This window comes from Planococcus beijingensis (genome assembly GCF_016820615.1).
Taxonomy (GTDB): domain Bacteria; phylum Bacillota; class Bacilli; order Bacillales_A; family Planococcaceae; genus Planococcus; species Planococcus notacanthi.
Genome location: NZ_JADHDZ010000001.1, coordinates 407161 through 429866 on the forward strand (window position 1 = coordinate 407161; position 22706 = coordinate 429866).

Sequence of the window (22706 nt, forward strand, 5' to 3'; positions counted from 1 at the left end):
GGATTTATCATGAAAGAACTATTGCGGGTAGGTGTGATTGTTGCTTTACTATTGCCTGTTTCTCTCGGACTGACTAGTCACACGAGTGCTGAAGCGACGGACGAAACATTTATCGACGTTCAAAAAATTAAAATGGATAACCGGGTTTCTACTCTTGATGTTTTTGACGAACACTTTATCACGACCTATCGTAATTACGCCGATCAGGCTGCCGTTATTTCTTCCTATAGCGAAACAGGAGAATTGAATTGGAAAACCATTCAGAGCGGACCGAATGCCATCGCAAAAGACAAGTTTGCGACAGTGGATCGCAATGTGCTTTATATCTATTCCACCGCTACCGGGAAAGTTGTAGCCACTGGCAACTACCCGAAGCTTGTCACTTTCGGAACCGTTTCGCGCATTTATATGAATGACAACTACGTTGTTCTGACCAACAAACAATCGAAGACGAAGAATTACTTTGTTTATGATACAAACGGGAAGTTTATTATGGACGGAAAAGCTGAAGGATTTACCGCAGCGGTCCTCAATAAGAACACACTCGTCTTCCAAGACGCTAAAGGTGTCCATTCAATCAATCTGGCTACACGCGAAAAGATGTGGGATGTTCCATTGGAATCCCGCATGAACAATCAGCACACATTTGTACCTGATGAATCTGTCATTTATGCCCAGGGGGTTGAAAGCATAGCCAAAACGGATCCTCAGGCGGTAAAAGATGTTGTGGTTGCCATCAATGCAAAAACAGGCACCGTTCTTTATAAAAAAGACTTGGGCGATACTGAAGAAACAAGAGTCCAAGTAAAGGATTTCGGACTTCTGATAAGCCAAGATACAGAAGAAATCCATGATTTTCATTATGCTGATGGAAAGTTGAAAATGAAAATCGATATGGGTTCTCCCGAAATCGAACAGCTCAAGCAAAAAAACAACATCCAAGGAAACCGCTATAATTTTGTTCAAAAGTTTATCGCTTCGCAAGACGGACTTTATTACTTGAAGCAATATTCCGGTGTGCATAACGAGTACATGTTCTCGTCCATTCAAGGCGTGGATGATGCAGGAACTATAAAGTTTGAAAAGATCTTGGGTGAGCGTGTGTATGATATTGCGACAACAGATTCCAATAAGTTATTCGTGGCAAAAAGATTGGACTATTCCGGTGAACTGGACGTCTATGATTCAAACGGCAATTTACTGGATACTCTTCCAACAGAGCCTATTGAACATTTGAAGTCAGACGGCTCGAGTATCTATGGGATCAGCGGCAGTACAATGTACATCTTTAAAGAAAGTGAGCCAAAGAAAGATACAACCGCGCCAAGTGCTCCAACAATCAATGCAATCAGCAACCTGGACAGCGTATTAAACGGAAAAGCTGAAAAAGGAGCGATGGTCTACGCTTATGCCGGCGGAAAATTAATCGGAGAAACAAAGGCATTGTGGGGCGCAGTTAGCATCAAGATTCCGAAGCAGGCGGGCGGTACCGCGATTGATATCTACGCGGTGGATAAGGCCGGCAAAAAAAGTACCAAAACGACCATCATAGTAATCGATAAAATCGCGCCGACTGTGCCAACCGTCGATGTGATCGGTGACAACTCGGTTGTTGTGAGTGGTAAAGCTGAATCCAGTGCGAAAGTTTATGTGTATGCAGGAAGTAAGAAGCTGGGCGAAGCGACGGCGAAAGACGGTAGTTATTCGGTTAAGATCGCCAAACAAAAAGCAGGCACGAGCATCTCTGTCCATGCGGTAGATGCAGCTGGGAATAAGAGTGGGGTCAAGACCATTAAAGTGATCGATAAAACTGCGCCATCAGTGCCGATAGTCAATGCCGTTGGCCACAACTCCACTGCAGTGAGCGGAAAAACCGAATCCGGTGCGAAAGTCTATACGTACGCAGGAAGCAAGAAACTGGGAGAAGCGACAGCGAAAAACGGCGCTTATTCCATCAAAATCGCGAAGCAAAAAGCCGGAACGTCCATCGCTGTCTACGCGGTGGATCCCGCCAAAAACAAAAGCGGCAGCAAAACAGTGAAAGTAGCGGATAAAACCGCCCCTGCTATTCCGACTGTGAACAAAGTGACCAGTAAATCAACAGCGGTTTCTGGAAAAGGGGAAAAGGCTGCGACCGTATTGATCTATAACGGCAGCAAGAAGATTGCCCAGGGAACAGTGGACAGCAAAGGGAATTTTAATGTGAAAATCAGCAAGCAGAAAAAAGGCGTTTCTTTGAAGGTTCAGTTACAGGATAAATCTGGAAATGAGAGTGGGAGTAAAACGGTGAAGGTAAATTAAAGTTAAATGAAATTGTTTGCGTGCCAGGCACTTTCGTTATTTTGTTAAAAAATCCGCATTCTTGAGAACCTTAAAGGTTTAAGAATGCGGATTTTACTATAGTATAAGAGAATTCTTGATTGAGTTAGGGCACTTGAATTGTGTGTGTGCCAGGCACCTGTTATTAAGAACTCTTATTCTCCCCCTGCTGCAAACCCCTCTGCATCGTATGCTTAGCGCCCCATTCATGCATCGCTTGCAGGACGGGCTCCAGGCTCCGGCCGTATTCCGTTATGGAATACTCGACTTTTGGCGGGACTTGCGCGTAGACTTTGCGTTCGATGATGCCTTCGTCTTCGAGTTCGCGCAATTGCTTGGTCAGCATTTTTTGAGTGATGCCGGGCATCATCCGCTTCAGTTCGTTGAAACGTTTGGTGCCTTCTTGAAGCAGGTATAAGAGAATCATGTGCTTCCATTTGCCGACGAGGACGCCTAACGCATCATCGACCGGGCAATTTTCGGGGATTCTGTCCACATCTATTTCCTCCTAAGTATCTTTTTGTATACTATACCACTTTAGAGTGCGTACTTATAAAGATGGGGATTGGCGTTTATACTGGAAGCAGTGAGGCTACAAAAGTTGGGCATTGCCCACTGCATGTTACCATGAACTTATTCGAAAGGTGGAACTATACATGGAAAAATATCGCATCAATCCAGATGACGGCATCGAGTTTGGCATCTATACACTGGGAGACCATCTCCCGAATCCGGCGACCGGCGAACGGATTTCTGCGCAACAGCGCATTCATGACATTATCGACTATGCGGTGCTTGCTGAACAGGCAGGCGTTGACTTCTTTAGTGTGGGCGAAAGCCATCAGGAATTTTTCGCGACACAAGCGCATGCGGTGGTGCTTTCGGCTATCGCACAGGCGACGAAGAAAATCAAAATCGCCAGCTCTTCAACGATCATCAGCACGTCCGATCCGGTCCGGGTCTACGAGAACTTTGCGACGCTTGATTTGATTTCCAACGGCCGTGCGGAACTTGTGGCAGGGCGCGCTTCCCGCGTCGGGCTTTTTGAGCTGCTTGGCTACAATCTTCACAACTACGAAGAATTGTTTGAAGAGAAGTTCGAATTGCTTCGCTTGATCAATGAAAACGAAACCGTCAATTGGAGCGGGGAGTTCCGTGCACCGCTGCGTGATGCACAAGTGCTTCCGCGTCCGGTCAACGGTTCGTTGCCGATTTGGCGTGCAGTGGGCGGAACGCCGGCCAGTGCGATGAAAGCGGGCTATGCAGGTGTGCCGATGTTCATGGCGCATCTCGGCGGTTCGACTTCCCAATTCAAACGGACGGTGGACAGCTACCGTGAAGCAGCGCGGGCAGGCGGGCATGACCCTGCACAATTGCCGATCGCGACAGCCGGATTTTTCTATGCGGCGGAATCTTCCCAGCAGGCGCTGAAAGAGCTGTACCCGCACATCAATGAAGGCATGAAACGCACCAACGGCGGTGGGTTCCCGAAACAGCTTTTCGCACAAGGCGTCGATCCGCACAACATCATGAATATCGGCAGCCCCCAGCAGATTATCGAAAAAATCCTTCATCAGCATGAAATGTTCGGCCATCAGCGCTATATCGCCCAAATCGATTTTGGCGGCATGCCGATGGACAACATCAAGAAGAACCTGGAACTGATCGGTACGGAAATCCTGCCGGCCATCAAGAAATACACCGCTAAAAACAAGGAGGGGCAGGCATGAAGATTGTTGGCTTATCCGGTTCCCAAATTGGCTCGAAAACAAGAATCGCCATGGACGCCACCCTTAAAGTGATGGCGGAAAAATATCCGGAAGTGGAAACGGAATTGATTGACCTCGCAGACTACAAAATGGAATTCAGCGATGGCCGGAACTATTTGGATTACAGTGGCGACACCGGCTATGTGACAAAGACCCTGATGGAAGCGGACGCCATCATCATCGGCACGCCGATTTTCCAGGCTTCGATTCCGGCAGCGTTGAAAAATATTTTTGACTTGCTTCCGGTCAATGCGTTCCGCGACAAAGTCGTCAGCATGCTGGTAACAGCAGGATCCGCCAAGCATTATTTGGTGGCGGACACCCAGTTGAAGCCGATTCTTGCGTACATGAAAGCGCAGATGGTGCAAACTTTTGTTTTCATTGAAGAAGTGGATTTTCACCAGAAACAAATCATCAACCACGACGTGCTGATGCGCTTGGAGCGTTTGGCGGAAGATACTGTGGTGTTGACGGAAACGTTCACGAAGATCCGTGAGGAAAAAGAAGCGGAGTATGATTTTTAATAAAAGGGATAGGGAGAGAAGACGCCGGGAATTCGGCGTCTTTTTTTGATCTCTTCAGTACATGAGCTTGTAGCGTTCAGAAATGGCCGTGATGGAATTCGTGGCTATGGTTACCTCGTTGTTTTCTCGCCAGTTTCAGCAGAAACGAAGCGGCTGCAATGCCGATGGCTGGACCGTAGATGCCTCCCCAACGGAGAGGGATTTCTTTTGAGCCGAAAGAAAGCGGCTGTTTGTTGCCATACGTGTAGGCGGTCAATTGATCCACGGTCGGCATCGCGGTATTGCCCGGCCGGACCATGGCATAAAACTCGTCGGTTAAATGCTCGACTTCATCCGCTGCATTCATCAAATGGCCCATGACGTTTTCAAAGGTTGGACTCTTGGCGATTTTGCTGGCCATCAAGACAAAAACCGGCTCTGGAATCCGCTCGATTGCCCGGATCCCAGGAGGCGTGATGGTGACTCCGGCATTTTGAGTGGCCTGGAGTGCTTCATGCAGTGCGCGTTTCAACAGCACATGGGCATCCCGTGTAGCGGCGAAATCTTCTTGGTCTGTATTGCACGCGTAAACGGCTGGGGCCAGCGTCGGAATCAACAGAGCGACATGCGTCTTCAGCCAATCGTCCATGTCTGTCCGAATCTCCGCACGGAAGCCGCGCATCGAGCTCAGCACTTCTGCCACTTCACGTGTTCTGGCTGTCACGCTGCCGTCCACTTCGCCGATTGGCAAGGCCATCGGTTTCTTTTCTTCAACGGGCATCATGTGCATGACATGCCCTTTATTGAAGCCGCCAGGATGCGGAAAACCGGCCATGACCCGTTCTTTGCCGAGTGCGTCAATGAATTCCTGCTGCCCCGCTGCATTGTTCATCATGAACAGAAACGTGGGGATGGTTTTATTGGCAGCCAAGGCAGGGAGAATCTCGGACACGCGATTTTTGCGCATCGGCACGATAACCAAATCATAATGGTCTTCTTCGGTCAAATTATCCACGACTGGCAGACGTGTGACCGTCTGTTCACCGGTTTCCGTGTTTTCGGTGACAATTCCGTACGTTTTCAATTCTTGCTGCCGCTCCTCGTGGTCAAGCAGGGCAACCGGATGCCCTGCCTGTGCCAGGCGTTCAGCGAACAAGCTGCCGAAGGGCCCGACACCGTAGATCAGGATGTTCTTCTTCATGGGGATCCCTCCTTTAACATATTGGAAAGCGGCCATGGCTCGAGCGGTGGCTTTTAGAACTGCTCGTTTGAAGGAAGGACCTCCTTTTCGTTAGGGAATGTGTTATTCGCTCCAAGCTCAACGTATGAAGAGATATGTAAAATTGGTTAGTTGTGGGCTTTGATGTGCTCCAAATGTTATGTACACGTGCTATTTAATTGATTTATTATATCACTTTTCAAGGTTGGAGTATTTCATGAAATCTCAGAATGGACGTAAGGGTTGACTGGCTTTTGGTTTGATATGATTATGACATCAAACATTTTATAATTGAATATTCAGTTAAATTAATTTATGATGTGTGTAGTACTTTAAAACTAAGGAATTTACACTTCAATTTAAAAGTTAAAAAGATTCCGCATGAGGATGCAGGACAATGAAAGGCTTTTCTTCTTGATCGTTCAGGAGAAAGAAGCAGAAGGGGAAATGGAGGGATGAAGAGATTAGCGCTTCCGGCTTTATTGCTTGGCATTATTACGATTGGTTTGTTGATTTTCTGGCTGTTGGGCCAGTATTTATAGAGGATCTGCAGGGCAATAAGATAAATGGATAAAAGGCGTTTCCAGAAGTTTTATGATTCTGGAAACGTCTTTTTGTTTCCGGTTTATTAATCTAACATGTATAAATTCAAGAAGCCCCTTGGTGTGAATCGATTTTTATTAATTTTAATGAAACGAAAGGTAGAATGTGGTATAGTCCTTTAGGTAACGATAAATATCCTTTAATGAACATTATTATTCTGATAAATACAAGTATTTTACATATAAAATAGAGAATGTTAGTATAAAAAGTACTTCAAAATGAGTAATTGTTCATTATTAACAAAAATTAGCCTCCTTGTCTTTGCTTGTTTTTCATGTGGAAAACGGCAGGAAAGTATTTTTAGAAAGTCGTTCGGTTTGTTCATTGATCTCTTTATCTGGTAGAGCGGGAATGTGCCTGGCTGCTGGATGAAAAGCTGTGCAAATGAGCAAAGCTGGACCGGCTTTCTGGTGCTTTCCAATCGACGGGCGGCTTGTTGCTGATTCATGAAATTCCCGCTTTGGGTTCAACCGTTCGCATGTTTTTCAATGAGAATGGGGCGTTAAACTAACTTTTATGAAGACAGAAAAGAGGAATCAGCTTGCAAGTTAAAAAAGCGATTATACCCGCTGCGGGACTTGGGACGCGGTTCCTGCCGGCAACCAAGGCGATGCCGAAGGAAATGCTGCCGATTGTCGATAAACCGACCATCCAATACATTGTGGAAGAAGCCATTGCTTCAGGAATAGAAGACATCATCATCGTCACGGGCAAAGGGAAGCGGGCCATCGAAGACCATTTTGACCATGCGGTTGAATTGGAAGACACGCTTTTAAAGGCTGGGAAATTGGATATGCTCGATTCCGTTACAAAGACATCGAAAGTGGAAATCCATTACATCCGCCAAAAACAGCCGCTCGGACTTGGGCACGCCATTTGGTCGGCGCGGAATTTCATCGGAGATGAGCCGTTTGCTGTGTTGCTTGGAGATGATATCGTCGAAAACGATCCGCCTTGTTTGGCTCAATTGATCGAGCAGTTCGACCAGACCCAGAAAAGCGTCATCGGGGTGCAACGAGTCGATGACCAGCACACGGACCGTTATGGCATCATTGATCCGGTGGCGGTCAATGGCAAACTCATTGAGGTTAAGCAATTTGTCGAAAAGCCGGAAATCGGCACGGCATCATCCAATTACGCGATTATGGGCCGGTACGTACTGACGCCTGAAATCTTCCGTTTTTTAGGCGAGCACCAACAAGGGACGGGCGGAGAAATCCAATTGACGGATGCGATTCAGAAATTGAACGAAATCCAGTCTGTTTTTGCTTACGAGTTTGATGGAAAACGCTATGATGTCGGAGAAAAGCTTGGGTTTATTGAAACGAATATCGAGTTTGCTTTGAAGCGGCCGGAACTGCGGGAAAAACTGTTGGAACTGTTTCAGCAAAAGTTGGATGAAGCATACATAAAGAACGACTGACAAGGCTTTTATACAAATGAAGAGATCTATTTTAATCGACAAGGAGAAAGATAACGTGAAAACTGACGTAGCATTGCCGTTGAAAAAAGTGAAGAAATTAATCGAAAAGGTTTCCGGGTACAAAATCACTGTTTCCAAACCAAAGGTGAAATCCCCTGGGAAACCAAAGTCGAAAGCAGCAATCAAAAAGAAGATGGATGAAGTGGGGCTTGATTATACGTCAATTTTTTCGGAAGCCGATCTGCAGTCGGAAGAGAAACGGCTGGTCATCCAAAACATCATCAAAAAACACAGCACCAATAAAGCATTCAAGCGGACCGTCGATTACACGGGCTACTACGAAAAGCTGCCCGTGGACGATTCAGTTATTTTGTATGAAAGTTTCCACGGCAAGAACATCAGCTGCAACCCGTACGCGATTTTCAAGAACTTGGTGAAGAATCCGGAGTTCTCGGAATATCGCCATGTGTGGGCATTGAACAACCGGGAAGATTGCCCGGAATGGATTGCGTATTTGCCGAATGTGGAACTGGTCACTGTCCACAGTGATGAGTACTTGAGGTATTTGGTGTCGGCAAAATACTTGATCAACAACACGTCGTTCCCGCCGTACTTCATTAAAAAAGACGAACAGGTTTACGTGAACACGTGGCACGGCACGCCGCTGAAGACGCTCGGCAAAGACATGAACGGCACCTTGGGGCAGCACAAGAATTTGATGAAGAACTTCCTGCAATCGGATTTCATCGTGGCGCCGAACCGGTTCACTGCCGATAAAATTGTGGATTCCCATGACCTCAGAGGAATCTACAGCGGGAAAATTGCCGAGACGGGCTATCCCCGGATTGATGCAGTCACTGAAAACCACGACCACTTGAAGGCTTTATTGGGCTGCGACAGCGCAAAAGGTGTACTTCTTTATGCACCGACGTGGCGAGGGGAAGTCGGCAAAGTCAGTGCAGAAATTGACCGCTTTGTCGCCGATGCCCAGCAGCTGGAGAAAACAGTCGGGGACCGCTATACGGTATTATTGAAAGTGCACAGCTTGATGAAAAAGCACATCAAAGAAAAGAATTTAAAGTTGAATGTCGTGTCTGATGCCATTGATACGAATGAACTGCTCAGCATCACCGATGTGTTGCTGACGGATTATTCGAGCATTTTCTTTGATTTCATGGTGACGCAAAAGCCGATCATCTTTTATGCATACGACCGCTTGGAATACGAAGTGGACCGCGGATTCTATTTGAACCTCGATGACATGCCGGGGGCGATTTGCACCGATATCGGCCAAGTGACCGAGGAAATCAACCGTGCCCATACGTATCAGGAAGATCATTTCATGGAAATCCAGGAAGCCCGGAAAAACTTTGTTTCTCTTGAAGATGGAGCGAGCACGCAGCGCTTGATCGATGCGGTCTTTAACCAGGACGAGCAACATACTTATTCGGTGTTGGATGACAAAACGAATATTTTGATCTACAGCGGTGGATTCATGAACAACGGAGTGACAAGTTCCGTCATCAACCTCATGAACAATATCGATTACGCGAAGTACAATGTCATAATCGCGGATAAGAGCAATTTTGATGAAGAAAGTGCCCGGAATCATGTGAAATTGAACAAGAATGTCAAAAAGTATTACCGTGCCGGCAACATCAACTACAACTTGGATGAGTTGCTGGAACAAGAATTGCTGTTCAAGCATGGTGCTGAAACCTTCTATCATAACGGACCTGAGAATTTCCTGGATGAAAAAATCTTAGCGATTTACAGACGGGAATATAAACGGATGTTCGGCCACAGCAAAATTGACGTCATCATCGATTTCAGCGGCTATGTGAAGTTTTGGACCTTGCTTTTTGCGGCCAACGATTTTGATAAGAAGCTGATTTTCCAGCACAACGAAATGATGGAGGAATACGTCAAGGTCATTGCCGGGAAATACAAACACCAGCAAAACCTGAATGTCATCTTCCCGCTGTACAATTATTTTGATTCCATTGTTTCAGTCGCCAAGCATACCCGAAACACCAATCAGCAAAGACTGTCTCATCTGGTCGCGAACAGTGAAGAGAAAATGATCTATGTCCACAACTCGATCAATTACGAGTATGTTTTGGATGCCATCCATGAAGTGGGCGCGGATGATTCGGCTCTTCCGGATTTAGCGAATCGCGATGTTGAACCGGTCCATGCCATGCGCCAGCCCGATGCGGAGCGATTCAGTTTTGTGACGATGGGGAGAATGTCTCCTGAAAAAGACCACCAGAAATTGATCAGCGCTTTTGCGCTTCTTCACCAAAAGAGAGATGACGTGGAATTATTCATTATCGGAACCGGCCAGTTGAAAGACGAGCTGATCCAACAAATCGCTGACTGCGGCTTGGAAGACCATATCCACCTTGTCGGCCAACTGGAGAACCCATTCCCGCTGATTCAGGCATGTGATAGTTTTGTGTTGCCTTCCAATCACGAAGGGCAGCCAATGGTTCTTTTGGAATGCCTGATTTTGAACAAGCCGATTCTGGCCACCGATATTCCAGGGAACCGCAGCATTCTGGAAGACGGCTACGGAGAAATTGTCGAAAACTCCATCAACGGCCTGTTCCTTGGCATGGAGAAACTGCTGACGGAACAACCTGCTTTCAAAGTCTTTGATTACAAGACCTATAATGAAGAAGCCATGGAGATGTTCTATCAGTCGATGGGCAAAGAATTGGCGGTTGCTTATTAATATCTAGTTTGGAAAGAAGTCCGGCGTGTCTGTTGCCGGGCTTCTTTTTTATGTGGATGGGAATATGCTGAAATACAGACTGAAATGTGAGGTAGAGAAGCAGCGTTCATGTAGAGGGAGGAGAATGTGAGGTAAGGCGAGCGAAAGTGCGTGTAAGGAGACTGAAATGTGAGGTAGAGAAGCAGCGTTCATGTAGAGGGAGGAGAATGTGAGGTAAGGCGAGCGAAAGTGCGTGTAAGGAGACTGAAATGTGAGGTAGAGAGGGCGGATAGTGAGGTAAAGGAGCAGCGTTGATGTAGAGGGAGGAGAATGTGAGGTAAGGCGAGCGAAAGTGCATGTAAGGAGACCGAAATGTGAGGTAGAGAGGGCGGAGGTTGAGGTAAAGGAGCAGCGTTCAGGGAGAAGGGGGGGAATGTGAGGTAAGGCGTGCGAAAGTGCGGGTAAGGAGACCGAAATGTGAGGTAGAGAGGGCGGAGGTTGAGGTAAAGGAGCAGCGTTCAGGGAGAAGGGGGGGAATGTGAGGTAAGGCGTGCGAAAGTGCGTGTAAGGAGACCGAAATGTGAGGTAGAGAAGGCGGAGAATCAGGTAAAGGGAGCACACACAGGGAGCAATGATAGTAGAGCCAGAATACAAAAATCATTAAGTGATACATACGTTTTAATGGAATATAAAATATATTTTTCGAGACTATAGTCACTCTGCGAGTTTGCTGTTAAACTGAATTAGCTAACAATATTTGGATGTTGTTGCTTTAATGCTGTAAAAGTTATCAAAGGGAAAACTCGAAGGCGATAATTGGAAAAGGGGGATTTATTATGAAAAAGATTGGTTTTGCTATTATGTCTTTAATGCTAGTAATGAGTTTCACAATCAGCGCAGCACCGATGCCGACAGATGCTGCAGGCGTGAAGGCAAAGACGTATGCCAACTGTAAAGAAATCAATAAAAAATACAAAGGCGGCATTGCCAGTTCTTCCAAAGTGAAGAACAAAGGCGGCGCAACGAAATACAAGCCGTTTGTATCCAAAGCTTTGTACGAAGCGAATAAGAAGAGCGATCGAGATAAAGATTTGATTGCTTGCGAGCGATAAAAAAGTGCCAGGCTCTTCTATGAGCGGGGAGCACCGATTATAGAAAAAAATGCCATCTTCGATGAAATCAGCAGATTTCGAAGATGGCATTTTTTCGTTTAAAGAGAAAGAAATGGATTGGACAGTTTATATTCACTGCTTGGAGGCAGAACACTCGACAAAAAAGCATCCCAAAAATTTTTGGGGATGCTTTTTTTATTCATTTCTTCTCCAAACCGATTGTAAACCCTAAGTAGCTCAAGGCATTGCGTGCTTTGAACAAATTGCTCATGGCCATGCGTTCGAGTTCGATCTGTGTCATCTGGTGCTTGCGGAGTTCGCCGTCTTGGGCGATTTCTTCCTGCTTGGTGATGACTTGGACAAAGCTGCGTTCCATTTGATCGCGCAGCTGCAGCGTCCGGATGGTGGCGACGTTCTGGACCTGGGACAGCTCGTAGCCGAAGATGTCCTTCGACAGCCAGAATAAGGCTTTCAGCGCACCGTTTTTGGTGTCGCGGATAAACGGCTTTAGCGGGTTTTTCATGTTTTCTTCCTCGAACCAGATGCGCTGCATGCCGGCGCGCGGGTCTTTCATATCGAGCTTGTAATAATACGCGACAAATTGAGCGGTTTTTGTGAACAGCGAGAACGATTGGCGGTAAACGGCTTTCAGTTGCTCATTGCGTTCAGCGCTCGGTTTCTTTTCCTGCGCTTCGTACAAGTTCCAGCGCAACGCCGTGAATTCCGAAACCATGGCGTCCATGAAGGTTTCCAGGAAAACACCGCGTTCCTGGTCATTGGCTTCTTTGTGGCGGTAATTCAGCGTATCGATTTTCATGGTGCCTTTTGGATCGATTTCGTTGCCATCATTCAGAAGCAAACGGTGCTTGGCACACCAGTCGCGGTACTCGCGTTCGTGGCCTTCGAAAAAGTTCGGCTTGTAGCTGCCGGTCATGTCGATCGGCCCGAGTTCCTCAAGCATCTTGACGGCGAGCTTCAGGCGGTCTGCATATAAGGCGCGGCCGTTGGTGTTGCTGATTTTCTCAGCGCCTTTGTCGAGCAAGTCGCGTGACAGGTGAAGCGCTTCGGCTTTCTGGTCTTTGTCGCGCAGGAACGTCGAATAGAACAATAGCCCCCAGCCGCGTTCAGCGTCTTTGCGCTCGTAGGACGGATCTTTCTCGGCTTCGATCATATCTTCCAAGATGTCCAGCCCATCAAGTGAACGGCCTACATAAATCAACGCTTCTGCGTAGTTCAGGCAGATTTGATTCCAGATGGTGGTCGGCACTTTGGCACGGAACTGGGCGTGCAAGCTTTCAAAGAGAAACAACTGGCGCTGCTTCATCGGACTGTTCCAGTCTTTTTGAAGCTGGTGCTGGATCCCGAGTTGGCTGGTTTCCAATAGAATCGCCAGTGGATAGGAAGTTTGGCCTTCCAGGCGTTTTTTCAAATGGCTGATGATGTCGTTGAGCTTTGCCGGCTGTGTGCGGGTTTTCTGGAATTCCTGGAGCAACAGCTGTGCAGCTTGATAGACTTCTTTTAAATCAAATTGCCCGTAATCGTCTGATTGGGCAATGTCCTGTAATGTTGACATGGGAACCCTCCTTGAATAGGTGCTTCTTCTATTATTGTAACGAAGTGTGGGGCAGGGGTCACCCTTTGTTGTCGGAATTTTATGGTTTTCAGTTATTGTGCGCTTAGCGGTCTTGAAAACTGCTTTATGAAAGAGAAGCCGATGCTTTAATTAATATCTGAATTTTTAGTAATTTATAGAGGTATTCGTAAGATTTTGCTGTTAAACTAAGGTCAAGAAGCAAGCCATTAAACGGAGGAGTGACGAGCGTGAAAAAGTTGATGGGTGTGCTGGTTGTTGTGCTGTCGCTGTTTTTAGCCTTGCCTGTTGCCGCTGCTGCACCGGATTTGCCGCAGAATCACCAGTTTTATGAGGAAATGACTTATTTAATCGAGAAAGGAGTGATTACGGGATATCCGGATGGTACGGTGCGGCCGGATCAGCAAGTGACCCGTGCTGAAGCGACGGTCATGATTGGTAGACTGCAAGGGCTCGATGGCACGAAGCGCGCAACGCCATTCCGTGACGTGCCGGCTGGCCATTACGCCAGCGGCTATGTCGCAGAATCAGCAGAAGCGGGCTATATCCTGGGTTATGGAGACGGGACGTTCCGTCCGAATGCGCCGATCATTCGCGGGGATATGGCGCTGATTTTGGAGCGGGTCTTTGGTTTGGCATTTACGTTCAACCAGTCGTTTACGGATGTGCCACAAAACGCCTATTACACGGGAGCCATCAGCAAAATCCTGGCGGCCAACATCACGATCGGTTATCCCGATAATACGTTCCGGCCGAAACAGGCTGTGACGCGCGGCCAGTTTTCTGCATTTCTTGCGCGCGCCTTGGAGCCTGAATTCAAGAACGATGCGACGATCGCCCGCTCCTACCAGAAAGACAAAACCAAAACTTACACGTATCACATGTCCGACGGAACAACAGCGGTTCATCGCTTTGTCGATGTGCCGGACCGCAATGGGATGACGTACGGATTCATGTGGACAGCCGAAGTGGCTGGCAACACTTATGAATATATGGAATTTGAAAGCCATCAGCTCTTCGCATTCGGCTATCCGTATTCCGAGTACGATGTCGCACTCGTCTATCCGGTCCGAGTCGGCAAAACCTTCAATGTGGGGTTAGGCGATGAAGTGATCATCCATACCATCACCGGTGTCAACAAAACCGTCGAGACGCCATACAAGATATTCACCAACGCAACCGAAGTGACGACGCAGGACGGCCTGCGCTATTACATGGCGGAAGGGTTTTCAACGATCAAGTCGATCAACGCGCAAGGGCGTGTGGAAAGTGAGTTGGTGGGTGTGGAGTAGGGGGGATTTTGCGGAATTGTGTGCGTGCCTGGCACGCACACAATTCAATTTGCGGCGTTACGCACGCTCAGCAGAAAATACGCACGTTCAGAACAAAATACGCATGCTCAATATAAAATGCGTTTACTCAAAAAAACTTATGCACGTAAAAAAAGAAATACGCACGTTTGAGTTTTGAAATTAGCAGCTAGTTAACTATTCGCCCTCAGGTTTAGGTGCCTGGCACGCACACAATTCACTCAATTATCGCCCGCTCTGCAGTATGTAGGGCGGTTTTTATATAGATCTGAGCAATCAGTTCATATGAATTGCATATTTTGTAAAGGCGTATTATATTGTATGAGGCATCAATCATTGACCCATCAATTATATGGGTTTGACAATCAGTAGATGAAAAAGGAGTTTCGACAGTATGCAAAAATTAAAAGTAACAAATGATTTCGATCAGATCGTCAACGGCCGCCGTTCGATCAAACTATATGACCCGACGGTGAAAATTAGCCGTGAAGAAATGAGCGAAATCATCGCTCAGGCGTCCAGAGCGCCGTCTTCGATCAACTTGCAGCCATGGCGCTTTCTCGTTATTGACAGTGAAGAAGGAAAAGAAAAGTTGCTGCCTTTGGCTTCATTCAACAGCAATCAGGTCAAGACTTCTTCAGCGGTCATCGCCATTTTTGGAGATCTCAATAATTTTGACTATGCCAAAGAGATTTTCGGCAAGGCAGTGGAACTGGGCTATATGCCTGCAGAAGTGAAGGAAATGCAATTGAACTATTTCACACCTCTGTTTGAGGGGATCAGCAAGGAACAGATGAAAGACACCGTTATGCTGGACTCCGGTCTTGTGGCGATGCAGCTGATGCTGGTTGCCCGTTCATACGGATACGATACAAATCCAATCGGCGGATACGACAAAGAACAGATTGCTGAAGTATTCGGCATGGACAAAGAGCGCTATGTCCCGGTTATGCTCATTTCCATCGGCAAAGGGGTAAATGAAGGCTATCCATCTTATCGCCTGCCGGTAGAGACGATTACAACCTGGAGCTGAGCCAGCGTTTATTTCCGGTGCGTATTGGCCAGTGGTGTATACTAATGATTGACAGGTCAATGAATAGTGAACCGCGCTATCAACTGGCCTCAACGATCAGTTAGGAGGTCCCGTTATGACGTGTTCATTTTCAAAACAGGAACAAGTCCTGCAGCAGTTCAAAGGGCTCACCAACCAAGTCAGCCCAAAATTTGAACGGTGTACAGGCATCAGTGCATCGCGTTATGAGTTGCTGTCCCAGCTTTATCAAACAGATGAAATCAACCAGTCGACCTTGCAGAAAGCCGTCAATATCGACGGCGCGGCCATTACACGCCACTTGAAACAGCTGGAAGCCGGCGGAATGGTGGCAAGACGAAGAAATCCTGCAGATAATCGGGTGATTTTCGTCAGTTTGACGGAAGAAGGCCGCAAACAGATTGTCGAATACCGTAAAGAAAACATGGGATTTGTGAAGCAAATGCTCCATGATTTCACACCGGAGGAAGTAGACGTCTTGTCTGATATGCTGGACCGCATGCAACACAATATCGTCGATTACTGATACAAAAAAGTAGAGGATAGGTGAGACACAATGATCATCATTCACGCCAACATGCAAGTGAAATTGGATCAAGAGCAGGAATTTCTGGAAGCAATCAAAGAACTTCTGCCAGCAACGCGAGCGGAAGAAGGCAACATCAGCTACGAGTTGATGAAATCCATCGAGCAGGATGGCCATTACACAATGGTGGAAGTATGGAAAGACTTCGAAGCCACGACTGTCCACGGCAAAAGCGAACATTTTACGGCTTTCACTGAAAAAGCGGCCACGTTCATGGCGGCGCCAATGGACTTGAAAGTGTTTAACGGCGAATCTGTCGAAATCTAAGTTTATGAATTTTTAATGCCGCTCTGCATTTTGCAGGGCGGTTTTTTATGTATGAGTTGTTTGGGAGTTGTTTGCGTGCCTGGCACGCAAACAATTTACAAACAACTCAATAGTGAAGCAAGCAGGTCGCTTTTGCACTGTCCATCGCCGTTTTTAGTATGATAAGCTAAAAAGAAAAACGGATGGTGAGTGGATGAAGGCGTATATTTTGAAAGTGGAAATGATCGGTTTGGAGCCGGCTGTATGGCGGCGTGTCATTATACCGGCGGGGGCGACGTTTCAACGGCTGCATGCGGCGATCCAGGGCATAACAAATTTTCAAAGCGAGTATTTGGATTGGCCGTTGCATTTACATGAATTCCGTTTGCCGGAAGAGAATTTGCTGGTCACCAATGAGCCGCAAGTTTATGAAGAGTTCAAAAAACAGAAGAAAGGTACAGGCGGACCAACCGTCCGGAAACCACAATCGATTAAAATTGATGATTATTTGGAGAAATATGGCCAACTTTCCTATACGTACGATTTCGGAGACAATTGGCAATTTGAGATCCGTCTGGAAGAAGTGGTAGAGGATTATTATTTCGGTTATCCGACAGTATTAGACGGAGCGGGAGATGCGCCGCCTGAAGATGTAGGAGGGGCGATCGGATTCAAGTACTTGCTTTCAGTGCTCGCGGATGAGTCGCATCCCGATTTTGAGGAGATGTTGTGGTGGAGCAAAGAGCAATATTTTGAACCATACAATCGGAGCCGCATCAATGAGTCTCTCACCAACCAAAAAATCAAGAAAACGGAATGGGAGAAGATTGACCACGTGAACTATGAAGTATTGACGGACAAATACCGTCCAATTGAAAAAGATACCGAATGGGGCCGATTGCCCGCCGATTTTGATGCAGAGCAGTTCTGGAAATATATCAAGGCCTGTACCCATCTGTATGGTGTGGTGCCGTTCGATAAAGTTCTGGAAATCTTCAACCGGCAGAACCCCAAAATGTACATAAAAAGTGGCCAAGCGTTTAGAGTCATGAGAGAAGCAGAGTGGCAAAAGCCGATGGGGCAATCACAAGTGAGACAAGATAGCTTGGATTTTATTCATCAACAGGTAATGGAGTCCGGGACAAAAGCCTTTATTGAAAGCAACGGGTCCGGAAAAGACTGGTACATTCCGGATAAAGAGGAATTGCTGAAGTATGCGGACGATCTATACATCGAACCAACTGCTGCTTACCAGGCGTTATATCGGAAGCTCGAGCCGCATTTTCATCCGCTCAAGCCAGTCAGCCTGCAAGAGGCCTTAAAGAAAGTGTCTTTGATGATGCAGATTGAGACTGGTGCAACCCAAGCAATGCAAGAATTGATTAATTTCAGCGGCTTTGGCAGTGACCAAGACTTGAATGAGCTGGTCGGACTGTATTCGAATTTTGCTAATCATTCCCGCCATTGGGCCAATCGAGGCAACCGGCCAGTCGAGGTAACTCACCGAGATAATTTGATGCCGCTGCCAGCTATGCCCTATGAAATAACGGAGGACAGTGTAAAAGTGGGCCGCAATGATCCGTGTCCGTGCGGCAGCGGCAAGAAGTACAAGAAATGTTGCGGAGCTTGAATTGAGTGCGTGCCTGGCACCCACTCAATTACAGACATATCAATGTACGTTAACCCGGTGACGTTCCCCATCGCCATCGCGGTGTCATCGGGTATAGCATTTGCAACCCCAATCGCATCGCCAACTAACACACTCGTCATGACCGCAGGGGGCTATAAGTTCAGCGACTTCGCAAAAACGGGGATTCCGTTGCAGCTGATTATGTTCGTGGTGATGATGATTGTGATTCCTTTGTTGTTTCCGGTGTAATAGTTTGCGTGCCAGGCACCCAAACTACTTAACTAAAATCAAGGAGAATGAAGAATGAAAAAACTAGCCATTTTATTAGTTTCACTGCTGCTTTTGACAGCTTGCGGAACCGAACAAGAACTAATCGAATCTACTGCAACAACAGAAGTAATAGAGGAAAGCGGTGGTATGAAAAAAACTATTACTACTGAGACAGTGGAAACAGCAGAAATTGAAGAAATCGGAGACACGGAAATTACGGATGAAGTGATTGAGGATGAAACCGCAAGTATGGCTTCTGATCTAGAACCGATTACGTTTGAACAGATTGAAGCGATTGTTTTGGATAACACCGGCATCAACGATAAACTGATCGCCTTTGACGTGACTGATGGAAATATTCATGTTGAAATCGATATGGCACCTGATGAATTGTTTCCACCAGAAGATCTCGCTATAGCTAGATACACAGTAATCTCTGATGAACTGCTGTATTATAACGGTTGGACTCGCCTGGCCATGGAGTTCGTAGGCACCGGTACCATCAGTGTGGATACTTCTGAAGCAGAGATGAATGAGTATGGCGTTTATTTTCCGGCTGAAGCCATTGAAGAGGATTTATACTAAACTTCTATAATAAAGATAAAAGCAGCCCGCTTCTTGCCGAAGCGGGCTGCTTGTTTGCTTGTTTATATAAAAAAATTAAGTTTAAAGCGCCGCCATACCGCCATCGATCCGGTACTGCGACCCTGTAATGAACGTACTTTCATCGGATGCCAAGAACACTACCAGGCTCGCGATGTCGTCCGACTCGCCGTAGCGTCCGAGCGGAATGCTCTTGGCCATCGTGGCTTCATCCACTTCCAAACCGGTTTCCAGGGAACGCATCATGCGTGTGTTGACTGGTGACGGATGAATAGAATTGACGCGGATGCCGTGAGGCGCGCTTTCAACTGCTGCCGCTTTCGTCAAACCGACAACTGCGTGCTTCGATGTAATATAAGGCGAAACGTTTGGCGATCCGCCAAGTCCCGCAACCGAAGAGGTGTTGATGATGCTGCCGGATGCTTGCTTGATCATGACCGGCAATACTTTCTGAAGACCTAAGAAGACGCCGCGTACGTTGACGGCAATGACTTTATCGAAATCCTCCACTTTTTGTTCAGTAATCGGTGCTACTTTGCCTTCGATACCGGCATTATTGAAGAAAATATCAATTTTGCCGAATTGCTCTACGGTCTTGTCGACGTACTTCTGGACATCTTCTTCTTTCGAGACATCCGCTTGAACCGTCAGCACTTTGTCGCCCAGTTCTTTTTTCGCTTCAGCAAGCGCTTCTTCGAAGAGATCGACTAAGACGACTGACGCCCCTTCATCCAAAAACCGCTTCGCTGTGACTTTGCCGATACCTCCGGCTCCGCCTGTAATCACTGCTACTTTATCCTGTAATCTTCCCACCATACATTCCTCCTGTTAATTTCAGAATTGATGAATAATTACTAAGGTACATTTCTTATTCTACTAGTAATATAACTGATATCAATGAATAGGGGTTATTGGGTGGAGCCGACACCCTCATTATTAAATTATTATAGAAAGAAAAACAACCAGCTTCTAGCCGAAGTTGGTTGTTTTAAAGTAAAGGATGCGTATTAAGTTCGTGTGTTTATGTAATTGTGTGTGTGCCAGGCACCCATACAATTTCCCCACTATTCAAGCCACCTAATTAGAAATCCTAAAAATGCTGTTCCTTCGCTTTATGCGAAAGAACAGCATTTTTTGTGTGTGCAAATGTAACTAAAGAGTAATTATAAAGAACTATTCTTTAATTGTTTAACAAATTACTTATTTGGTTGCATATATCTATTTGCCTAGTCTTTTTTAAATGTTATAGTTTATTGAATTATCAGTAAATAATAAGTAATGAATATTCAGTTTTATTTATTATTAATTTGATATTTAATAACTTATTTGACTTACGGGAGTGAGGACTTTAAAAGGGGCGATTGTATCAAAAGCTTCAGTAAAAAATAAGGTGGGTTGAAATGAACAAGATATATGGGGTGATTTGTACGACGGCCATGCTGTACTGTACGCCGGAAGAAACGTTTCTGGAGCGGCAGCTGAGTGAATTTACTGAAGTTCAAAAGGAGGCAGTTATGGAAGTTGAGCAAGCAGATTCGTGGCAATTGGTTTGGCAAGAAGAGTTTGAAAGCAATGAAATTGAAATGGAGACGTGGAATGTGCTGGACGATGCTTTTGGTTTCGGCAACCGCAAACAGCATTACAAACCCGAAAATGTTGAAGTCAGCAACGGGGCATTAAAAATTACGACGAAAAGAGAGCGGTCTGAAGGGATGGCTTACACCTCAGGGGCGGTGACGACGAAAGGCAAAGCGGTTTTTCAGCAAGGCAAGCTTGAAGTGAGGGCTAAAATGCCTTCGGGCAAAGGCTTGCTTCCGGCGATTTGGCTTTGGACAAACAGCGGAAACACCTATCCGGAAATCGACATTGTCGAAATTCTGGGTCAGGAGCCGGGCCAGGCTTGGTCAACGATTCACTACGAAGTGGGCGGCCTTTACAGCAAAACCCATAGCTACGCGGATCTGCAGGATTTGACCGCGGATTTCCATACTTATGGCATTGAATGGGAGGAGGACAGCCTGACTTTTTTGATTGACGGCAATCCCGTCTACACCACTGCGGCTTACGTTCCGGATGAAGAGATGTATTTATTCATCAATACAGCTGTTGGAGGAGATTGGGTGGGGGAACCGGATGACACAGTTGAATTTCCGAAGGAACTTTTGGTGGATTGGATCAGGTATTACAAAAAATAAGACAGTCTGGAAGTGGGATTATGAAAATCATACTAGTGGTCGGTTTATTGTTGTTTGCTATTTTCTTCTCGTTGCAGCTTATGTATTTGTTTCTGTCGTTAAAATTGTCAAAACCCGCTAAACAGCAAAGTGGCCAAAGAGTACCTCAACAGAAATTGACCATTTTAGTGCCTGCATACAATGAAGAAATGGTCTTAAGGAGTTGCCTGGATGGCTTCCGTAATTTGGTCTACCGCAATTACGAGCTGATTATTATTAATGACGGCTCGAAAGACGGGTCCATTCCTCTGTTGATGGACGTGCTGCAATTAAGGGAATGTCCACTTCCTGCAATGAATAAGCTTGAGTACGAGGCTGTTAAAATGACCTATTGTTCCGATCTGTATCCCCATATCCATGTAATTGATAAAGAAAATGGCGGCAAAGCCGATGCTTTGAATGCAGGGGCCGACCATTCAACGGGAGATATCATCATTACGCTTGATGCCGACAGCGTACTGGAGAAAAACTCGCTTATGCACATCAATGAAGCGATGCAGGATCCTCTGGTTATCGCGAGCGGCGGCATGGTGCATGTTGGACAAATGTACAAAGGAGGCCATCCGGAATTTAAAGGAAAAGGCCTGGTGAAATACCAATTGTCCGATTACATGATGTCGTTCTATGTCAAACGCCTGGTGCAAGCAAAATTCGGCTTAATGTCCGTCGTGTCCGGCGCATTCGGTGCATTTCGGAATTACGCATTGTTTGAAGTCGGTGGCTATAAGAAAACGATTGGTGAAGACATGGAAATCACCCTCAACTTTCAGAAGCTCATCCATCAAAAATACAAAAACAGCAAAATGCTCTTTGTCCCGAAAGCGCAATGCTATACCGAAGTTCCTGCTGACTTTAAGAATCTGTCCAAGCAACGTGTCCGCTGGCAGAAAGGCTTTCTCGATTCCTTGCGGATCTACAACAAACACAAAGTCCATAACTTGGGGATGAGGTTCGTAATGTTCCTGGTTTTGGATGCATTACTGCCTGGCGTGGTTGGCATTGTCACTACATTTGCGCTCATCGTATCGCTTTTTACGGGGGATCTGGTGGGGCTGACGTTGATCTTATTGATTATGACAGCGACTTTGCAAATTTCCCTGCGTTTAACTGCCTACCGTATCGCCAGACAGTATGACCACCGGTATTCGATCGCCGACTATGCTAAAATTTTCGTTTTTTCGATTTTCGAATACCCGACTTATCGGATGCTGGATACGTATTATTTCGTCTATGGCTCGGTTGCTTACCTGTTTCAGCACAACCATTCATGGAATAAAGTAGAACGGACCGGCTTGGTTTCCATCTATCCCGAAAACCTGGCTGTAAATGGCGTACCAGAGGTGCTTCAAGTGGCCCATGCAATGGTTGTTGACACAGTCCTGGAAACCTTGGAAAAAGTAGAATCGGTCGAGTCGAATGAAACCCCAAAAACGAATGAGGGAGTTAAAAAAGTTGGATAGGGAAATGACTAGCATGAGTACGCTCGTTCGCTATTATTACATAGAATCATCTTCTTGAAAT

General features: G+C 46.3%; 20 protein-coding genes. 15 read left to right on the forward strand and 5 right to left on the reverse strand.

The genetic code is table 11. The annotated features are described in order from the left end of the window. Positions 1-9 precede the first annotated feature (9 nt). On the forward strand, positions 10-2301 hold the full coding sequence (locus tag IRE19_RS01920) for an Ig-like domain-containing protein (RefSeq protein WP_203339129.1): 2292 nt from the start codon (positions 10-12) through the stop codon (positions 2299-2301). A gap of 163 nt (positions 2302-2464) precedes the next feature. On the opposite strand, the gene IRE19_RS01925 is transcribed toward IRE19_RS01920, so the two are convergent. Further along, entirely contained in the window at positions 2465-2815 is a 351-nt protein-coding gene (locus IRE19_RS01925) for a winged helix-turn-helix transcriptional regulator (protein ID WP_203339130.1), read from the reverse strand. Between the two features lie 160 nt (positions 2816-2975). Here IRE19_RS01925 and IRE19_RS01930 point away from each other — a divergent pair, with 160 nt between their 5' ends. Next, on the forward strand, positions 2976-4049 hold the full coding sequence (locus tag IRE19_RS01930; protein ID WP_191713647.1) for an LLM class flavin-dependent oxidoreductase: 1074 nt from the start codon (positions 2976-2978) through the stop codon (positions 4047-4049). Then, positions 4046-4612, forward strand: a complete 567-nt coding sequence (locus tag IRE19_RS01935) for an NADPH-dependent FMN reductase (protein ID WP_191713648.1) — start codon at positions 4046-4048, stop codon at positions 4610-4612. Before IRE19_RS01930 ends, IRE19_RS01935 begins: the two co-directional genes overlap by 4 nt. Positions 4613-4688: 76 nt before the next feature. Here IRE19_RS01935 and IRE19_RS01940 read toward each other — a convergent pair whose 3' ends face one another. Continuing rightward, positions 4689-5792: a ketopantoate reductase family protein gene (locus tag IRE19_RS01940; RefSeq protein ID WP_203339131.1), complete on the reverse strand. Its 1104-nt coding sequence runs from the start codon at positions 5790-5792 to the stop codon at positions 4689-4691. A gap of 817 nt (positions 5793-6609) precedes the next feature. Further along, entirely contained in the window at positions 6610-6861 is a 252-nt protein-coding gene (locus tag IRE19_RS01945; RefSeq protein ID WP_203339132.1) for a hypothetical protein, read from the reverse strand. A gap of 93 nt (positions 6862-6954) precedes the next feature. Here IRE19_RS01945 and galU point away from each other — a divergent pair, with 93 nt between their 5' ends. The 3 genes from galU to IRE19_RS01960 all read left to right on the forward strand — a co-directional run bounded on the left by galU (position 6955) and on the right by IRE19_RS01960 (position 11664). Further along, a complete protein-coding gene (galU, locus tag IRE19_RS01950) occupies positions 6955-7836 on the forward strand; it encodes a UTP--glucose-1-phosphate uridylyltransferase GalU (RefSeq protein WP_203339133.1) in 882 nt (293 codons plus the stop codon). A gap of 55 nt (positions 7837-7891) precedes the next feature. After that, positions 7892-10573 (forward strand): CDP-glycerol glycerophosphotransferase family protein, encoded by a 2682-nt coding sequence (locus IRE19_RS01955; protein ID WP_349291243.1) that lies wholly within the window; start codon positions 7892-7894, stop codon positions 10571-10573. Positions 10574-11388: 815 nt separating this feature from the next. Further along, positions 11389-11664 (forward strand): excalibur calcium-binding domain-containing protein, encoded by a 276-nt coding sequence (locus IRE19_RS01960; protein ID WP_203339135.1) that lies wholly within the window; start codon positions 11389-11391, stop codon positions 11662-11664. A 199-nt stretch (positions 11665-11863) separates the two neighbouring features. Here the strand turns inward: IRE19_RS01960 and IRE19_RS01965 are convergent, their stop codons facing one another. Further along, a complete protein-coding gene (locus IRE19_RS01965; protein WP_203339136.1) occupies positions 11864-13237 on the reverse strand; it encodes an LA2681 family HEPN domain-containing protein in 1374 nt (457 codons plus the stop codon). Positions 13238-13485: 248 nt separating this feature from the next. On the opposite strand from IRE19_RS01965, the gene IRE19_RS01970 reads away from it, so the two are divergent. The 7 genes from IRE19_RS01970 (at position 13486) to IRE19_RS02000 (ending at position 18933) form a co-directional block, all read left to right on the forward strand. Continuing rightward, complete coding sequence (locus tag IRE19_RS01970; protein ID WP_203339137.1) at positions 13486-14547, forward strand: S-layer homology domain-containing protein; 1062 nt, start codon at positions 13486-13488, stop codon at positions 14545-14547. A gap of 412 nt (positions 14548-14959) precedes the next feature. Then, the gene (locus IRE19_RS01975) at positions 14960-15598 is read left to right on the forward strand and encodes a nitroreductase family protein (protein WP_203339138.1); all 639 of its coding nucleotides are present in this window, start codon (positions 14960-14962) and stop codon (positions 15596-15598) included. 115 nt (positions 15599-15713) lie between these two features. Beyond that, positions 15714-16142 (forward strand): MarR family winged helix-turn-helix transcriptional regulator, encoded by a 429-nt coding sequence (locus IRE19_RS01980; protein WP_203339139.1) that lies wholly within the window; start codon positions 15714-15716, stop codon positions 16140-16142. Between the two features lie 30 nt (positions 16143-16172). Further along, entirely contained in the window at positions 16173-16469 is a 297-nt protein-coding gene (locus IRE19_RS01985; RefSeq protein ID WP_203339140.1) for a putative quinol monooxygenase, read from the forward strand. 193 nt (positions 16470-16662) lie between these two features. Next, positions 16663-18078 carry a plasmid pRiA4b ORF-3 family protein gene (locus IRE19_RS01990; RefSeq protein WP_203339141.1) on the forward strand — a complete coding sequence of 472 codons (1416 nt, stop codon included), beginning with the start codon at positions 16663-16665 and terminating at the stop codon, positions 18076-18078. A gap of 42 nt (positions 18079-18120) precedes the next feature. After that, positions 18121-18327, forward strand: coding sequence for an anion permease (locus IRE19_RS01995; RefSeq protein ID WP_203339142.1), 207 nt, complete (start codon positions 18121-18123; stop codon positions 18325-18327). A gap of 54 nt (positions 18328-18381) precedes the next feature. Next, the gene (locus IRE19_RS02000) at positions 18382-18933 is read left to right on the forward strand and encodes a hypothetical protein (RefSeq protein WP_203339143.1); all 552 of its coding nucleotides are present in this window, start codon (positions 18382-18384) and stop codon (positions 18931-18933) included. Between the two features lie 81 nt (positions 18934-19014). Here IRE19_RS02000 and IRE19_RS02005 read toward each other — a convergent pair whose 3' ends face one another. After that, positions 19015-19767: an SDR family NAD(P)-dependent oxidoreductase gene (locus IRE19_RS02005; RefSeq protein WP_203339144.1), complete on the reverse strand. Its 753-nt coding sequence runs from the start codon at positions 19765-19767 to the stop codon at positions 19015-19017. A 584-nt stretch (positions 19768-20351) separates the two neighbouring features. Between IRE19_RS02005 and IRE19_RS02010 the strand changes: the two genes are divergently transcribed. Both IRE19_RS02010 and IRE19_RS02015 read left to right on the forward strand, forming a co-directional pair. Beyond that, the gene (locus IRE19_RS02010) at positions 20352-21146 is read left to right on the forward strand and encodes a glycoside hydrolase family 16 protein (protein ID WP_203339145.1); all 795 of its coding nucleotides are present in this window, start codon (positions 20352-20354) and stop codon (positions 21144-21146) included. Positions 21147-21166: 20 nt separating this feature from the next. Beyond that, positions 21167-22645, forward strand: a complete 1479-nt coding sequence (locus tag IRE19_RS02015) for a glycosyltransferase family 2 protein (RefSeq protein WP_203339146.1) — start codon at positions 21167-21169, stop codon at positions 22643-22645. Positions 22646-22706: the final 61 nt, after the last annotated feature.

Coding starts and splice junctions, on each gene's coding strand:
- IRE19_RS01920 (WP_203339129.1), top strand. CDS start 10: ATGAAAGAACTATTGCGGGTAGGTGTGATTGTTGCTTTACTATTGCCT.
- IRE19_RS01930 (WP_191713647.1), top strand. CDS start 2,976: ATGGAAAAATATCGCATCAATCCAGATGACGGCATCGAGTTTGGCATC.
- IRE19_RS01935 (WP_191713648.1), top strand. CDS start 4,046: ATGAAGATTGTTGGCTTATCCGGTTCCCAAATTGGCTCGAAAACAAGA.
- IRE19_RS01940 (WP_203339131.1), bottom strand. CDS start 5,792: ATGAAGAAGAACATCCTGATCTACGGTGTCGGGCCCTTCGGCAGCTTG.
- IRE19_RS01945 (WP_203339132.1), bottom strand. CDS start 6,861: ATGAATCAGCAACAAGCCGCCCGTCGATTGGAAAGCACCAGAAAGCCG.
- IRE19_RS01960 (WP_203339135.1), top strand. CDS start 11,389: ATGAAAAAGATTGGTTTTGCTATTATGTCTTTAATGCTAGTAATGAGT.
- IRE19_RS01965 (WP_203339136.1), bottom strand. CDS start 13,237: ATGTCAACATTACAGGACATTGCCCAATCAGACGATTACGGGCAATTT.
- IRE19_RS01975 (WP_203339138.1), top strand. CDS start 14,960: ATGCAAAAATTAAAAGTAACAAATGATTTCGATCAGATCGTCAACGGC.
- IRE19_RS01980 (WP_203339139.1), top strand. CDS start 15,714: ATGACGTGTTCATTTTCAAAACAGGAACAAGTCCTGCAGCAGTTCAAA.
- IRE19_RS01985 (WP_203339140.1), top strand. CDS start 16,173: ATGATCATCATTCACGCCAACATGCAAGTGAAATTGGATCAAGAGCAG.
- IRE19_RS01990 (WP_203339141.1), top strand. CDS start 16,663: ATGAAGGCGTATATTTTGAAAGTGGAAATGATCGGTTTGGAGCCGGCT.
- IRE19_RS01995 (WP_203339142.1), top strand. CDS start 18,121: ATGTACGTTAACCCGGTGACGTTCCCCATCGCCATCGCGGTGTCATCG.
- IRE19_RS02000 (WP_203339143.1), top strand. CDS start 18,382: ATGAAAAAACTAGCCATTTTATTAGTTTCACTGCTGCTTTTGACAGCT.
- IRE19_RS02005 (WP_203339144.1), bottom strand. CDS start 19,767: ATGGTGGGAAGATTACAGGATAAAGTAGCAGTGATTACAGGCGGAGCC.
- IRE19_RS02010 (WP_203339145.1), top strand. CDS start 20,352: ATGAACAAGATATATGGGGTGATTTGTACGACGGCCATGCTGTACTGT.
- IRE19_RS02015 (WP_203339146.1), top strand. CDS start 21,167: ATGAAAATCATACTAGTGGTCGGTTTATTGTTGTTTGCTATTTTCTTC.